Annotated in this window: 12 protein-coding genes, 17 tRNA genes and 1 rRNA gene; 4 read left to right on the top strand and 26 right to left on the bottom strand. The window is 42.3% G+C overall.

Annotation, left to right across the window (positions count from 1 at the left end):
• Window positions 1–5: 5 nt before the first annotated feature.
• Together ACWPUA_RS00150 and ACWPUA_RS00145 are read left to right on the top strand one after the other, a co-directional pair.
• Window positions 6–833 (top strand): exodeoxyribonuclease III, encoded by an 828-nt coding sequence (locus ACWPUA_RS00150; protein WP_320694009.1) that lies wholly within the window; start codon window positions 6–8, stop codon window positions 831–833.
• 11 nt (window positions 834–844) lie between these two features.
• On the top strand, window positions 845–1231 hold the full coding sequence (locus tag ACWPUA_RS00145) for a bleomycin resistance protein (protein ID WP_320694010.1): 387 nt from the start codon (window positions 845–847) through the stop codon (window positions 1229–1231).
• Window positions 1232–1294: 63 nt separating this feature from the next.
• Here the strand turns inward: ACWPUA_RS00145 and ACWPUA_RS00140 are convergent, their stop codons facing one another.
• The 3 genes from ACWPUA_RS00140 to ACWPUA_RS00130 all read right to left on the bottom strand — a co-directional run bounded on the left by ACWPUA_RS00140 (window position 1295) and on the right by ACWPUA_RS00130 (window position 4447).
• On the bottom strand, window positions 1295–1699 hold the full coding sequence (locus ACWPUA_RS00140; RefSeq protein WP_006152721.1) for a PaaI family thioesterase: 405 nt from the start codon (window positions 1697–1699) through the stop codon (window positions 1295–1297).
• Between the two features lie 69 nt (window positions 1700–1768).
• On the bottom strand, window positions 1769–3250 hold the full coding sequence (locus ACWPUA_RS00135; protein ID WP_454378414.1) for a UDP-glucose--hexose-1-phosphate uridylyltransferase: 1482 nt from the start codon (window positions 3248–3250) through the stop codon (window positions 1769–1771).
• Between the two features lie 18 nt (window positions 3251–3268).
• Window positions 3269–4447, bottom strand: a complete 1179-nt coding sequence (locus ACWPUA_RS00130; protein WP_004251504.1) for a galactokinase — start codon at window positions 4445–4447, stop codon at window positions 3269–3271.
• A 168-nt stretch (window positions 4448–4615) separates the two neighbouring features.
• Here ACWPUA_RS00130 and ACWPUA_RS00125 point away from each other — a divergent pair, with 168 nt between their 5' ends.
• Complete coding sequence (locus ACWPUA_RS00125; protein WP_006152752.1) at window positions 4616–5617, top strand: LacI family DNA-binding transcriptional regulator; 1002 nt, start codon at window positions 4616–4618, stop codon at window positions 5615–5617.
• 70 nt (window positions 5618–5687) lie between these two features.
• On the opposite strand, the gene ACWPUA_RS00120 is transcribed toward ACWPUA_RS00125, so the two are convergent.
• Window positions 5688–6725: a zinc-binding dehydrogenase gene (locus ACWPUA_RS00120; RefSeq protein WP_454378411.1), complete on the bottom strand. Its 1038-nt coding sequence runs from the start codon at window positions 6723–6725 to the stop codon at window positions 5688–5690.
• Between the two features lie 79 nt (window positions 6726–6804).
• Entirely contained in the window at window positions 6805–7701 is an 897-nt protein-coding gene (locus ACWPUA_RS00115; RefSeq protein ID WP_223332530.1) for a cation diffusion facilitator family transporter, read from the bottom strand.
• A 136-nt stretch (window positions 7702–7837) separates the two neighbouring features.
• Here ACWPUA_RS00115 and ACWPUA_RS00110 point away from each other — a divergent pair, with 136 nt between their 5' ends.
• Window positions 7838–8389: a TetR/AcrR family transcriptional regulator gene (locus tag ACWPUA_RS00110; protein WP_454378826.1), complete on the top strand. Its 552-nt coding sequence runs from the start codon at window positions 7838–7840 to the stop codon at window positions 8387–8389.
• 145 nt (window positions 8390–8534) lie between these two features.
• Here ACWPUA_RS00110 and ACWPUA_RS00105 read toward each other — a convergent pair whose 3' ends face one another.
• From ACWPUA_RS00105 to rrf, 21 genes are all read right to left on the bottom strand, one after another.
• The gene (locus tag ACWPUA_RS00105) at window positions 8535–10055 is read right to left on the bottom strand and encodes an ABC transporter permease/substrate-binding protein (RefSeq protein WP_454378408.1); all 1521 of its coding nucleotides are present in this window, start codon (window positions 10053–10055) and stop codon (window positions 8535–8537) included.
• Window positions 10048–10776, bottom strand: coding sequence for an ABC transporter ATP-binding protein (locus ACWPUA_RS00100; protein ID WP_454378406.1), 729 nt, complete (start codon window positions 10774–10776; stop codon window positions 10048–10050). Before ACWPUA_RS00100 ends, ACWPUA_RS00105 begins: the two co-directional genes overlap by 8 nt.
• Window positions 10777–10947: 171 nt before the next feature.
• The gene (locus tag ACWPUA_RS00095) at window positions 10948–12099 is read right to left on the bottom strand and encodes a DUF4767 domain-containing protein (RefSeq protein WP_454378404.1); all 1152 of its coding nucleotides are present in this window, start codon (window positions 12097–12099) and stop codon (window positions 10948–10950) included.
• A 129-nt stretch (window positions 12100–12228) separates the two neighbouring features.
• Window positions 12229–12316: transfer RNA gene (locus ACWPUA_RS00090), tRNA-Ser, on the bottom strand.
• 6 nt (window positions 12317–12322) lie between these two features.
• Window positions 12323–12396, bottom strand: a tRNA-Ile gene (locus ACWPUA_RS00085).
• A 33-nt stretch (window positions 12397–12429) separates the two neighbouring features.
• Window positions 12430–12500 (bottom strand) — tRNA-Gly (locus ACWPUA_RS00080).
• A 20-nt stretch (window positions 12501–12520) separates the two neighbouring features.
• Window positions 12521–12593 (bottom strand) — tRNA-Phe (locus ACWPUA_RS00075).
• A gap of 4 nt (window positions 12594–12597) precedes the next feature.
• Window positions 12598–12671 (bottom strand) — tRNA-Met (locus tag ACWPUA_RS00070).
• A gap of 14 nt (window positions 12672–12685) precedes the next feature.
• Window positions 12686–12775, bottom strand: a tRNA-Ser gene (locus ACWPUA_RS00065).
• Between the two features lie 10 nt (window positions 12776–12785).
• A tRNA-Ile gene (locus ACWPUA_RS00060) sits at window positions 12786–12859 on the bottom strand.
• 13 nt (window positions 12860–12872) lie between these two features.
• Window positions 12873–12946 (bottom strand) — tRNA-Met (locus tag ACWPUA_RS00055).
• A 5-nt stretch (window positions 12947–12951) separates the two neighbouring features.
• Window positions 12952–13025 (bottom strand) — tRNA-Pro (locus ACWPUA_RS00050).
• A 14-nt stretch (window positions 13026–13039) separates the two neighbouring features.
• Window positions 13040–13113, bottom strand: a tRNA-Arg gene (locus tag ACWPUA_RS00045).
• An 11-nt stretch (window positions 13114–13124) separates the two neighbouring features.
• Window positions 13125–13210, bottom strand: a tRNA-Leu gene (locus tag ACWPUA_RS00040).
• Window positions 13211–13217: 7 nt separating this feature from the next.
• Window positions 13218–13289: transfer RNA gene (locus ACWPUA_RS00035), tRNA-Gly, on the bottom strand.
• 27 nt (window positions 13290–13316) lie between these two features.
• A tRNA-Thr gene (locus tag ACWPUA_RS00030) sits at window positions 13317–13389 on the bottom strand.
• 12 nt (window positions 13390–13401) lie between these two features.
• Window positions 13402–13483: transfer RNA gene (locus ACWPUA_RS00025), tRNA-Leu, on the bottom strand.
• A 5-nt stretch (window positions 13484–13488) separates the two neighbouring features.
• A tRNA-Lys gene (locus ACWPUA_RS00020) sits at window positions 13489–13561 on the bottom strand.
• Window positions 13562–13579: 18 nt separating this feature from the next.
• Window positions 13580–13652 (bottom strand) — tRNA-Asp (locus tag ACWPUA_RS00015).
• A gap of 2 nt (window positions 13653–13654) precedes the next feature.
• Window positions 13655–13727, bottom strand: a tRNA-Val gene (locus tag ACWPUA_RS00010).
• 4 nt (window positions 13728–13731) lie between these two features.
• Window positions 13732–13847, bottom strand: a 5S ribosomal RNA gene (gene rrf, locus ACWPUA_RS00005).
• Window positions 13848–13855 lie beyond the last annotated feature (8 nt).

Here is a 13855-nt window from a genome sequence, read left to right as displayed (position 1 = left end):
ACATTATGAAACTGATCTCATGGAATATTGATTCCCTAAACGCTGCACTCACGAGTGATTCTGCGCGTGCGAAATTATCACAAGACGTCCTCCAAACATTGGTAGCCGAAGACGCTGATATCATTGCCATCCAAGAAACCAAGCTTTCAGCTACAGGGCCTACTAAAAAACATCTTGAGGTGTTAGAAGAACTCTTCCCTGGATATGAAAATACTTGGCGTTCCTCTCAAGAACCTGCTCGTAAAGGCTATGCTGGAACCATGTTCCTCTATAAGAAAGAACTGACTCCAACTATCAGTTTCCCGGAAATTGGTGCACCTTCTACCATGGACTCTGAAGGCCGCATCATTACCCTAGAATTTGATACATTTTTCGTGACTCAAGTTTACACACCAAACGCTGGTGATGGCCTCAAACGCTTGGAAGAACGTCAAGTCTGGGATGTCAAATATGCAGAGTACTTGGCTCAACTAGACAAACAAAAACCTGTCCTAGCAACCGGAGACTACAATGTTGCCCACAAGGAAATTGACCTTGCTAACCCGGCCAGCAACCGCCGTTCACCAGGATTTACAGACGAAGAACGTGAAGGATTTACAAACCTTTTAGCCAAAGGATTTACAGATACCTTCCGCCATATCCATGGCGATGTGCCAGAACGCTATACTTGGTGGGCACAACGCAGCAAGACTTCAAAAATCAACAATACAGGCTGGAGAATCGACTACTGGCTCACAAGTAACCGTGTAGCAGACAAGGTTACCAAGTCAGACATGATTGACTCAGGCGCACGCCAAGACCATACACCGATTGTCATGGAGATTGATTTCTAAGGAGAAAACGAATGGACTATCAAGCTGTCATCCCTGAATTTGTAGTATCTGACCTCGAAAAGTCACGCCACTTCTACTGCGACTTATTGGGATTCTCTGTCGAATACGAGCGTCCAGAGGAAAAATTTCTCTTCCTTTCGCTTGAAGACTGCCAACTTATGCTAGAAGAAGGCAACGCAGAAGAATTATCCCAACTGACTTATCCTTTCGGGCGTGGTGTCAATATTTCCTTTGGTATCAAGGATGTCCCTCAGCTCCACCAAAAACTGCTGGAAGCCAACTATCCCATCTATCGTCCTTTGACTAAAAGAGAATTTCGAGTTGGTGAACAATATATCTACCCTCATGAATTTGCAGTTTTAGATCCAGATGGCTATTTTTTAAGATTTAGTGAATAGAATAATAAATCATTAGAGTGGAAAAGTAATAAAAAAAGAGGCATCTGCCTCTTTTTTTGTTTCCTATATCCTCACCTGTCTATCTTCAGACCGTTGTCCGGTGACAAACATGGTGAAGGTTGCCTTGCAGACATTTCGGCCATCTTGGTTGATGATGTCAACATCGACGACACAAGTGGTACGTCCTTGGTGGACACATTCTCCTTTGATAGTGAGAACATCTCCTAGATTTCCAGCTTTCAGATAATTGATGGAAGACTGGAGTGTCACCCCGTCTAATCCTAGCGAAATCACCACAAGTCCACTGATTTGGTCACATAGGGTAAATAGATAGCCTCCATGGGCATTTCCATAGTAGTTGAGTGAAGAGTCCACTACTTTTGTTGTTACCACCACGTGACCGTCTCTCATTTTTTCAATTTCGTAATTTTCAAAGGCAGATATAGCGTCAAAGTGAAAATCTTTCATACGTTCCTCCTGATATTTCAAACGACACTATGATACTACTTTTCAAGACTCTACGCAAGAGAGAAGCACTTATTCGGGCAAAATACCAACCTGCTCCACAAAGCGCATAAAGGCTGCTTGTCCTTCTTCTGTTTGCTTGTAAACTCCTGCATCTTCCAAAACTCGTGCAAATATTTTTCCAACAGACTCTTGAACGATTTCAAGTGCTTGGACTTTGTCAGTCAATCCAGGATGGGATTCTTTCAACTCATCTGCCCATTCTTGGTGATAATCTGCTACTGAAACATCCTCTCCGACTAGATAAGCTGCTACTTGCTCCACTTCTTCCTTCAAGCGTGGTGGCAAAATTGCCAAGCCCATGACCTCTATCAAGCCGATATTTTCCTTCTTGATATGTTGGACATCCTTGTGGGGATGATAGATGCCATCTGGATGCTCTGGAGATGTTTGATTGTCCCGCAAGACCAAATCCAACTCAAACTGTCCATCTCTTTTACGCGCAATCGGTGTGATAGTGTGATGCAGTGTTCCATTACTTTCTGCCAAGACCTGTACACTTGGATCTGAGTATTGACGCCAAGCCAGCAAGATTTTATCCGCTAGTTCTGTCAAATCCTCTTTAGAATCTGAAGTTAGTCGAATCACAGACATAGGCCAATGGACAATTCCTGCTTTGACAGTTTCAAAACCTTCAAAGGTAAAGTTTTTCTGAATAGGAGCCACTTCCATTGGGAAAACATGACAACCACCTTGATAATGATCATGGGTCAGGATGGAACCACCCACGATTGGTAAGTCTGCATTCGAACCAGCAAAGTAGCCTGGAAACTGCTCCACAATCGCTAACAAACGTTCAAAACTTTGGCGACTAATAGCCATAGGACGATGTTTGCTGTCTAGGAAAATACAGTGCTCATTAAAGTAAGCGTAAGGCGAATACTGGAAGCCCCACTCCTGCCCAGAAATATCAAAACGAATAATCCGGTGATTGCTTCTAGCTGGATGATTGACACGACCATGGTATCCTTCATTTTCCATACAGAGCTGACATTGAGGATAGTTGCTCGACTTGACCAACTTAGCTGCCGCTATCTCTTTTGGATCCTTTTCAGGCTTAGAGAGATTGATGGTAATCTCTAGTTCACCGTAGTCAGATGGTACACGATAAGCAATATTCTTTGCGATAGCCTTCAGTTTGATGTAATCATTCTTCTGACTGAGTTGGTAGAAATCCGCAATTGCCTGCTCTGGTGACTGAGCATAGGTATCCCAAAAATCACGATTAACCTGACTTGGACAAGGCGTTACCAAGTCCATGAGGTCAGCACCGAGAATCTCACGCGCAGTCTGACTATCTTCAATTGTTTCCAATCGAACGGCTTCCTCGACAAGCTGATCTTTTAGTTCAATCAAATCATCTTGGTCAATCTCAACTTCAAGAACTCCATCTCCCACCAGTGCTAAAACACGATTGGTCAGATAAATCCGATCCAACTCTTCAAAGCTACTTTCTTCAATGACTTTGGTCACAAAATTTTCTACTAAGGTCACTAGAAAACCTCCTTCTGACTATTCAAGGATGCGAGTTCCACCTGCCACTTCAGCGATATAGAAACTTGGAGCGTAGCCAACGATTTCTTCATAGTGCTTGCCTACAGCTTCTTTAAAGGACTCAACAGCATCCTTTTGAACCAAGGCAATTGCACAACCACCAAAACCTGCTCCTGTCATACGAGCACCGAGAACACCTTCTTGAGCCCAAGCTGTATGAACAAGGGTATCTAATTCCAAGCCAGTTACTTCGTAGTCATGCTCCAGTGAAACATGAGATGCATTCATCAAACGACCAAACTTGTCTAAATCTCCTGCTTGAAGAGCCGCTTGTGCTTTAAGGGTACGTTGATTCTCAAGAACGGCATGGCGCGCACGTTTCAAGCGATTTTCGTCTTTGATGAGGTAGCTATATTCATCAAAAGCCCATTCATCCAATTCACCCAAGGTTTGAATATTTAAGGCCACTTGGAGTTCTTCTACTGCTTTTTCACATTCAGCACGACGTTCATTGTACTTAGAATCCGCAAGTTCACGGCGTTTGTTAGTGTTCATGATAACAACAACATTGTCCTTCAAATCAAGGGGGACCAAGTCATATTCTAAACTATTTGTATCCAGATAAATAGCACGTTGGTCTGCCCCCATACCAATAGCAAATTGGTCCATGATACCAGAGTTAACACCGATAAAGTTATTCTCTGTCAATTTCCCGATTTTTACTAAATCTAGACGGTCCAATTTTAGGTCAAAGAGGTATTCTGCCACGACACCTGTCAAAAGCTCTAAGGATGCAGATGAAGACAAACCGGCACCATTTGGGATATTCCCATAGACATAGAAATCAAACCCTTTATCAATCACATGACCAGCTTCTTGCAAGAAATGAAGGACACCTTTTGGATAGTTGGTCCAGTTGTGCTCTTTCTCAAACTTAAGGTCAGCTAGAGGTACTTCGATAATGCCTTTGTCCTCAAAGTTTGCGGAGTAGAAACGCAAAACTTGGTCATCACGCTTGCGTGCTGCTCCATAAGTTCCTAGTGAAATAGCAGCTGGGAAAACATGGCCACCATTATAGTCAGTATGCTCCCCAATCAAGTTGATACGGCCTGGTGAGAAGAAGGTTTGATCTGCTTCTTGACCAAAAACAGCAAGAAAGTCCTTGCGAAGTGCATCAGCAGTAAGATGTTGTGTCATATGAATTCTCCTTTGACAATTTTTTAGGTAAAAAAGTTTACCTTGTAATCGTTTTCTTCTATTGTACCCAAGGGTTTTGCTTTGGTCAACATTTTTACCGATATTTTACTAAACTATGAGTAAAAAGATAGAAAAATATGATATAATAACTTAAAAAGGAGGGGAATTATGGCTACACTCAAAGATATTGCTCAGTTAGCCTCTGTTTCAATCGCAACTGTATCCCGTGTCCTCAATCGCGATCAGAGTCTATCTGTCACAGAAGAAACCCGACATCGTATTTTAACTGTCGCCGAAGAACTAGGTTATACCAAACATCTCAAAACAGGCGAAAGTCACAAACTGAAACAAAAGATTGCCATTATCCAGTGGGTCAGCGAACAAGGTGAGTTGGAAGACCTCTACTACTACCAGATTCGACTAGGAATCGAAAATAGGGCACAAGAATTAGATTACGAAATCTTACGCTATTTCAATGATCAACCTTTTACGCTTAGCGAAGAAGTTATTGGAATTCTTTGTATTGGAAAATTTAGCCAAGCACAGATTGCATCATTTGAAGAATATCAAAAACCTCTAGTTTTTCTAGATAGTGACACCATAGCCTTGGGACACACCTGTGTCATTACAGATTTTAATAATGCTGTTAGACAGGTAGTGGATTACTTTACAGACCACGGGATTAAGAAGATTGGTATCTTATCCGGTCTTGAAACGACTACTGACCAAGAAGAAGTCATCGCAGACAAACGCTTAGGTTACTTTAAATCCTATACACAAGAAAAAGGAATTTATAACGAGAAATTCATTTTCCAAGGTCTATTTACTGCTCAATCTGGATATGACTTGATGAAAGAGGCTATCGAAAAATTAGGAGATAAACTTCCACAAGCCTTTTTTGCAGCTAGTGATAGTTTGGCAATCGGTGCCCTTCGCGCCCTTCAAGAAGCCAGCATCAGCATACCAGAGCGCGTGAGCATTATTTCCTTTAATGATACCATTCTAACCAAGCAAGTGTTCCCACCCCTTTCCAGTATCTCAGTCTACACCGAAGAAATGGGACGTACAGGAATGGATATTTTAAACAGAGAAGTTCTTCATGGGCGTAAAATTCCAAGCCTTACTATGCTAGGAACCAAACTAACTTTAAGAGAAAGTACCTTGCATTAAGCACAACAACTGAACATAAAAAATCCTAATAAAGATTCTCAAATCCTATTAGGTTTTTCTTTTTTTTTTTTTAATCCATCACAATCATAGACTTGATAGTCTTGCGTTCATCCATAGCCTTGTAAGCTTGGTCGATATCTTTCAGTTTATAGCTTGAAGTAAAGACACGACCTGGATTGATATCACCATCAAGAACTGCTTTGAGCAAGAACTGCTTATCGTATGTTGTTGCAGAAGCTGCTCCACCCGCAACAGAAATATTCTGAGCAAAGGTCGAACCAAGGGCACGGTTATTATAGTGAGGCACACCAACAATTCCCATACGACCGCCATTATGAAGGACACCCAGAGCCTGCTCAACAGCCGCCTCAGTACCAACACACTCAAGTGCTGCATCTGCTCCACCGCCAAGAATTTCACGCACCTTGGCAATGCCTTCTTCTCCTCGCTCAGCTACAATAGCTGTCGCTCCTGATTCCAAGGCCATTTGTTGTCGATCTTCGTGACGACTCATAAGGATAATTTGTGAAGCTCCACGCATCTTAGCCGCAATGACAGCACATTGGCCAACAGCCCCATCCCCAATAACGACAACCTTGTCGCCTTTTTGCACATTAGCCACACGCGCTGCATGATAGCCAGTCGGCATGACATCAGCCAGAGTCAAGAGGGATTTAAGCATCCCTTCTGTATAATCGGACGGTTGTCCAGGGATTTTTACAAGTGCCCAATTGGCAAAATGGAAACGGATATACTCAGCCTGGACACCACCTGACCAGTTGGTGCCAATATGGCGGTCACAAGTCCCATCATAACCAGCACGACAGGCATCACACTCTCCACAACCATGAGTGAAAGGCGCGATGACAAAGTCACCTGGCTTGACCGTTGTGATGGCTTCTCCAGTTTCTTCAACGATTCCAATCGCTTCGTGTCCACTATTTTTATGTCCCGCTTTAATATCTGGATTTCGGTAACTCCATAAGTCTGAACCACATACGCAGGCACGAACCACACGGATAATCACATCATCCGCTTCTTGAATGCTTGGACGTTTGATTACCTCAATGCCAACCTGACCTGCTTTTGTGTAAACTGCTGATTTCATAAACATTTACCTCTCTGTATCTAACTTACTTCAAGTATACACTTTTTATGAATCTTTTGCTCACTTATACTACGCCTCATCAATGATGATGATCGTGATCATAGCTTCCTTCTAGCTCTGCCATATTGCGCTTATGGATTTGGTGACTTGCTAAGTCTGCATCTACCTCAATGGTAATATTTTGAAAACCACAATCTTTGAGTAAGTCTCGAATGGATTCTTTACAAACTTCCATATGTTTGACATTCTCGAGGCAAACATGGATAATGGCATTTTTCTCCAAACCATCCATAGTCCAGAGATTGAGCTGATTGACACTAGCAACATATTCCAATTGCTCTAGGCGACTCTTGACTTGCTTGATATCTACTCCTTCTGGCACAGCATCCAAGAAAATCTTGAGAGTAGACCAAAAACGTGGAATGGCTTTTGATAGAATAAAGAAAGAAATGACAAGAGATAAGAGCGGATCTAAAATATACCAGTCTGTAAATCGGAGAATAATTGCCATCAGGATAACAGCCAGCCAGCCCAGAGTATCTTCTAGAAAATGCAGGCTAAGAATAGATTCATTCTTTGTTTTTCCTTTACGAACCACTAAACTTGCTAACACATTTATAGTAACCGCAATGATTCCAAGCCAGAGGATGCCCTTATCATTAACAGGTTGTGGATGAAACATTTTTGTGATATTTTCCAAAATGACAAGTACAGATCCTGTCATAAGAATCACAGCCGTTATCAAAGCTCCTAGGAGGCTAAATCGTTTGTAGCCCAAGGTGTAATGACTATCCTCTTCACGATTGGAGATTGTTTCTAGAAAGGCTGATAGCCCAATTGCGATTGCATCTCCCAAGTCATGAACAGAGTCAGCAAGAACAGCACTCGAACCAAATACTCCACCTGCGATAAATTCAACAATGGCAAAGCTTAGATTTAAGAAAAAAGCCAGCCAAACAGCACGATTTGTTGTCATTTTTTTATTCTCCTTTGGTATAATAGTAGTAGTATAATTATTATCTTTACTAGTATTATCTCTCATTCCAAAAAGAAAGGATAGGGGCTAACTGTTCGCTATGTACGTTACTGAACAGTTTGTTCAAATTGTCCATATGAGTACTCAAGATCGTCGCATTACCAAGACTCGAAAAGCCATCTATGCTGCTTTTTTGCAATTACTAAATCAAAAAAACTTTGAAACAATCACCGTTCAGGAGATAATAGACCTAGCAGATGTTGGTCGTTCCACCTTTTATAGCCATTATGAAAGTAAAGAATTACTCCTAGACGAGCTTTGCCGCTATCTCTTTCACCATCTTTTTGAACGCGAGGAAAATATTAGCATCGAAGCATATTTGACACATATTTTTTTGCATTTTAAGAAAAATCAAGACCACGTGACCAGTCTTCTTTTCTCAAAAAATGACTACTTCCTTCGTCAATTGCAGAAAGAATTGGAACACCATGTTTATCCCATGGTCGCAGAGGACTTGAAAGTTTCCTATCCTAAAATTCCTGCTTCCTACCTCAAGCATTTTGTAGTAACTAACTTTATCGAAACATTGACCTGGTGGCTGAAAAAGAGGAAATCTTATAAGGAAGATCAAGTAGTGAGATTTTACTTAGATGTTATTGAGATGAAGTCTGAAAAAAAACTACTCTAGTTCTTACACTTTTAATTCTATTAGATTAGCTAATTGTATTTATTTCTTGACTTAAACTTACACAAAAACCCATCCTGCACAAAAGCAAGATGGGTTTATCATTCTAACTTATTTGAACAAATTCGTAGCTAAAGCTAACTAGACTTTACTTCTTCAGCAATCCTTCCTGGACTAGAAACTCACGCGCCACTTCTTCAGCTGATTGGCCTTCCACACCAACCTGATAGTTGAGCTGACTCATCTGGCTCTCGGTGATTTTACCAGCTAGTTTATTAAGGACTGCTTCCAACTCAGGATGTTTTTCGAGTAATTTAGCTTTCATGAGTGGAGCGCCTTGGTATGGAGGGAAGAGTTGTTTATCATCCTCCAAAACCACTAAATCATAGCGAGCAATTTCAGCATCTGTTGAGTAAGCATCTGTAATTTGAATGTCCCCTGACTGGATGGCTTGGTAGCGAAGAGCTGGCTCCATAGTTGCCACATTGAGATTCAATCCATAAACAGACTGCAAGCCCTTGTTTCCATCCTCACGGTCATTAAACTCCAGAGTGAATCCCGCCTTGAGTTGTCCTTCTACTTTTTTCAAGTCTGAAATCGTCTTAAGCCCATATTCTTGCGCAATTTTTTTAGGAACTGCTATAGCATAAGTATTTTGATAAGCCATGGGTTTAAGAAAGGCTAGCTGATCCTGTTTGGCAATGCCATCACGAGCCACCTCGTAAACCTTTTCTGGGTCATGTCCAACTTCTGGAGATGGTTGGAGGAGACTCTCTGTCACTGTTCCAGAAAATTCTGGATAGATATCAATATCCCCTTTTTTCAGCGCTTGGTAAAGAAAATCTGTCTTCCCAAAATTGGGTTTAACCGTCACCGTCATATCCGTATTTTCCTCGATGAGAAGTTTATACATATTCATGAGAATCTCAGGTTCAGGTCCTAACTTCCCAGCAATGACGAGATTGTCTTTCTCATTATGTGGGATGATGCTTGGAACATAACTAACTCCCAAACCAAGGACCATGACAGCAAAGGTCGAAACAATCGTACGCAACTTTGCCTTTTCCAACCATTTGAGAATGCTATTAAAGAGAATGGCCAAAATGGCTGATGAGATTGCGCCGATTAAAATGAGACTAGCATTCCGACGATCAATTCCCAAAAGGATAAAGGAGCCCAATCCTCCAGCTCCAACAAGAGCTGCTAGAGTCGCTGTCCCAATGATCATGACGGTCGCTGTTCGAACCCCCGATACAATGACAGGCATGGCAAGTGGAATTTCAAACTTCTTGAGTCGCTCCCACTTGGTCATTCCAAAAGCAATTCCTGCCTCCTCAAGACTAGGATCAATGCCATTCAGGGCTGTGATTGTATTTTCTAAAATCGGGAAAATAGCGTAAATGACAAGGGCTGTGAGTGCTGGTAAGGTTCCAATCCCCATCAAAGGAATAAAGAGCCCCAACAAGGCCATTGAAGGAATAGTCTGGAAGATACCTGCAACTTGTAGCACCCAGGTCGCTGCTTTTTTGTGACCATTTAGATAAACCGCAAGTGGGATGGTCAGAAAAATAGCGACCAATAAGGTCAAAAGAGATAATTGTAAGTGTTGTCCCAGAGCTGTTACCCATTCACTAAATCGCTCCTGAAAGGTTGAAATGAAATTAGACATGAAGATCACCTCCAAACAAGTTTGCTACAAAGTCTGTCGCAGGTGCTTGTAGAATTGTTTTAGGTTCTGCAACCTGGCGTATTTCTCCATCCTGTAAAACAGCAATCCGATCGCCTAATTTCAAGGCTTCGTCTGTATCATGAGTAACGAAGATAGTGGTCATACCAAACTCTTTGTGCAATTTTTTAGTCAGAGCCTGCAAATGCTTGCGAGAAATTGCATCGAGAGCAGAGAAAGGCTCATCCATCAGTAAGATTTTTGGTTCTGCAATGATGGCCCGCACAATCCCAATCCGTTGTTGCTCCCCACCCGATAACTCACTAGGCATGCGCTTTGCATACTCTGCAGCAGGCAGACCCACCTTGTCTAAGAGTTCTTCTGTTTTAGAGGCTATTTGTTCCTTACTCCAGCCCTTCATCTCAGGAATCAGTGCAATATTCTCAGCGACAGTTAGATTTGGAAAGAGAGCAATGGCCTGCAAAACATAACCAGTAGAAAGACGTAACTCCCGTTCATCATAGTCCTTGATCCGTTTTCCATCCATGTAGATATTGCCATCAGTCGGCTCCAAGAGACGGTTCACCATCTTGATCATGGTGGTCTTTCCAGATCCTGAAGGACCCACTAGCACCATGAATTCTCCATTTTCAATGCGGAGATTGACATCTTTTAAAATGTCCTTATCCGTGTAGCGCAAGGCTACATGTTTGTATTCAATCATATTCTTCCTCACCATCTCCTTAAAAGCTAAGATCCTTATCTCACTTTTTATAAGAGTGTAATCATTAATATAATATTGTAATGCTAGAAATTACATCTGTCAACAATTTTGATTTGAAATCATATATAAGAAAAAGAGTTTGGCTAAGGCCAAACTCTCCATTATGATTGATTATTCTTCTTCCACCAAACGTTTAAACTCCGCTTGGATTTCTGTATTTTCTGTCGGTTTTAAGTACATGATTCCACCATTTGTCGTTGGTGAATGAAAAACAATCGTTTCTCCTGTGTTAGTTATCGCAAAGAAGTAACTATGCACATCTGGGTATTTATCCCAATTACTATAACGCTCTACTATTCGGTACTGGGCATTTCCTAGACCTGTATCCGAGTACTCAGCATTCATTTTCTCACTTGGTCCATCATCCCTAAGTGTATAGAGGTGGTCAGCCCCCACATCTCCCCCTGCGATCCCCTTTTGGTAATTGGGCTGTCCTAGTCTTTCTCCCCACCCTTTTATGAAGGCTTCTAATTTAGCAGACTTGCTAGCATTCCAAGGAGCTTTTTGTTCTTCACTCGAAATATTCTTGCTGCTAGTAGAGCTTTCAAATTTCTGCCAATCTAGTTGCTTGAAGTTCATTAATTCTGTTTCTGTCTTACCAAAGTCAGAGTGCAAACTTTTATTCCCAGGAACTCGAATATCCTGTTCTTGCAGTTTACTTGCAGCTTGCTGGTTTAAATTCAGATGATAGAGTACTCCTCTACCTTCTCCTGTTCCAGAGGACCAACTTAATTCCAGGATATCACCACCCTTATAAATATTCATAGAATTTCTAGCACCACCATGGCCGGCTACAAAGCCTTCTGCTAAAAGTATCGGTTTCTCATTTACAAGATAATAAAGACCCGAAATAAAATAATCACCATTAGATTGCTCAACGCCTATTAATAATTCCTCTACACCATCTTGATTAAGATCCGCATAAGCATAACTCATCTTATCTGATTGAAAAACCGCATTTTCAAGAGACCAACTATTGATAGGGCGTTCAGTGCCTTGTAAACTCTTATAGAGATCAGAGATTGCATTTACATCCTTCGGTGTAGAAAGTATTTTTTGATAATTATCAAAAACTGGCTTGTAGAATTCTTTAAAATTTTTCTTAGATTCTACGGAAGTTTGTTCATTAATATTTGATTGACTAACAGTTGTTGATAAACTAAGTCCCTGATTAGAATTTTCAGAGCTATGATTACTACAGCCAAACATAAAAAGACTCATGAATAGAACTAGCAAGACTCCTAAAATACCCTTTTCTTCCATAACAAACTCCTTTATCGTTATCTAATTATTGTAGTGATTTCACTTACATTATATCAAATGTTTAAGAGTTATAAAAAGAATAATATAAGACTAAGGCAATAAAAAAAGAGCTATAAAGCTCTTTAATTACGGAGAATAAGGGATTCGAACCCTTGCGCCAGTTACCCGACCTAACGATTTAGCAAACCGTCCTCTTCAGCCTCTTGAGTAATTCTCCTATTAATGGGCACGAGTGGACTCGAACCACCGACCTCACGCTTATCAGGCGTGCGCTCTAACCACCTGAGCTACGCGCCCAAGTTAAAAACTTGGTACTTGAACAAAGTTCAAAGCGGGTGACGAGAATCGAACTCGCGACAACAGCTTGGAAGGCTGTAGTTTTACCACTAAACTACACCCGCATAGTATCATATTAAAAAAATGGCGCGAGACGGAATCGAACCGCCGACACATGGAGCTTCAATCCATTGCTCTACCAACTGAGCTACCGAGCCAAAATTGCGGGAGCAGGATTTGAACCTACGACCTTCGGGTTATGAGCCCGACGAGCTACCGAGCTGCTCCATCCCGCGTTAATAATAAATAAAGGAGGATGTGGGATTCGAACCCACGCACGCTTTTACACGCCTGACGGTTTTCAAGACCGTTCCCTTCAGCCGGACTTGGGTAATCCTCCATCATTCCAATGGACCTTGTAGGACTTGAACCTACGACCACTCGGTTATGAGCCGAGAGCTCTAACCAGCTGAGCTAAAGGTCCAACAAGATCATTATAGCGGCGAAGGGGATCGAACCCCCGACCTCCCGGGTATGAACCGGACGCTCTAGCCAGCTGAGCTACACCGCCATCAATCGGGAAGACAGGATTCGAACCTGCGACACCTTGGTCCCAAACCAAGTACTCTACCAAGCTGAGCTACTTCCCGAATTAAATTGTTAATGCACCCTAGAGGAGTCGAACCTCTAACCGCCTGATTCGTAGTCAGGTACTCTATCCAGTTGAGCTAAGGGTGCTCTTCAATATATGCCGAGGACCGGAATCGAACCGGTACGATCGTTACCAATCGCAGGATTTTAAGTCCTGTGCGTCTGCCAGTTCCGCCACCCCGGCCTCTATAAGCGAACGACGGGATTCGAACCCGCGACCCCCACCTTGGCAAGGTGGTGTTCTACCACTGAACTACGTTCGCATCGACTCTGGTTTATATTAAAAAAAATGCCGGCTACATGACTTGAACACGCGACCCTCTGATTACAAATCAGATGCTCTACCAACTGAGCTAAGCCGGCTGATTTCTATTATGCGGGTTAAGGGACTTGAACCCCCACGCCGTTAAGCGCCAGATCCTAAATCTGGTGCGTCTGCCAATTCCGCCAAACCCGCAAATATGACCCGTACTGGGCTCGAACCAGTGACCCATTGATTAAAAGTCAATTGCTCTACCAACTGAGCTAACGAGTCAAATAACTTTCGTTATTACGGTCCCGACGGGAATCGAACCCGCGATCTTCGCCGTGACAGGGCGACGTGATAACCGCTACACTACGGGACCTATGGGAGTTAACGGGATCGAACCGCTGACCCTCTGCTTGTAAGGCAGATGCTCTCCCAGCTGAGCTAAACTCCCTCGAGCTAAGCGACTTCCATATCTCACAGGGGGCAACCCCCAACTACTTCCGGCGTTCTAGGGCTTAACTTCTGTGTTCGGCATGGGTACAGGTGTATCTCCTAGGCTATCGTCACTTAACTCTGAGT

The organism is Streptococcus sp. Marseille-Q6504, assembly GCF_965111625.1.
This window is presented reverse-complemented; position numbering and strand designations above follow the sequence as displayed.

Bases quoted from the DNA above. Each gene is read 5' to 3' on its own strand.
- ACWPUA_RS00150 (WP_320694009.1), top strand. From the start codon at position 6: ATGAAACTGATCTCATGGAATATTGATTCCCTAAACGCTGCACTCACG.
- ACWPUA_RS00145 (WP_320694010.1), top strand. From the start codon at position 845: ATGGACTATCAAGCTGTCATCCCTGAATTTGTAGTATCTGACCTCGAA.
- ACWPUA_RS00140 (WP_006152721.1), bottom strand. From the start codon at position 1,699: ATGAAAGATTTTCACTTTGACGCTATATCTGCCTTTGAAAATTACGAA.
- ACWPUA_RS00130 (WP_004251504.1), bottom strand. From the start codon at position 4,447: ATGACACAACATCTTACTGCTGATGCACTTCGCAAGGACTTTCTTGCT.
- ACWPUA_RS00125 (WP_006152752.1), top strand. From the start codon at position 4,616: ATGGCTACACTCAAAGATATTGCTCAGTTAGCCTCTGTTTCAATCGCA.
- ACWPUA_RS00120 (WP_454378411.1), bottom strand. From the start codon at position 6,725: ATGAAATCAGCAGTTTACACAAAAGCAGGTCAGGTTGGCATTGAGGTA.
- ACWPUA_RS00115 (WP_223332530.1), bottom strand. From the start codon at position 7,701: ATGACAACAAATCGTGCTGTTTGGCTGGCTTTTTTCTTAAATCTAAGC.
- ACWPUA_RS00110 (WP_454378826.1), top strand. From the start codon at position 7,838: ATGAGTACTCAAGATCGTCGCATTACCAAGACTCGAAAAGCCATCTAT.
- ACWPUA_RS00105 (WP_454378408.1), bottom strand. From the start codon at position 10,055: ATGTCTAATTTCATTTCAACCTTTCAGGAGCGATTTAGTGAATGGGTA.
- ACWPUA_RS00100 (WP_454378406.1), bottom strand. From the start codon at position 10,776: ATGATTGAATACAAACATGTAGCCTTGCGCTACACGGATAAGGACATT.
- ACWPUA_RS00095 (WP_454378404.1), bottom strand. From the start codon at position 12,099: ATGGAAGAAAAGGGTATTTTAGGAGTCTTGCTAGTTCTATTCATGAGT.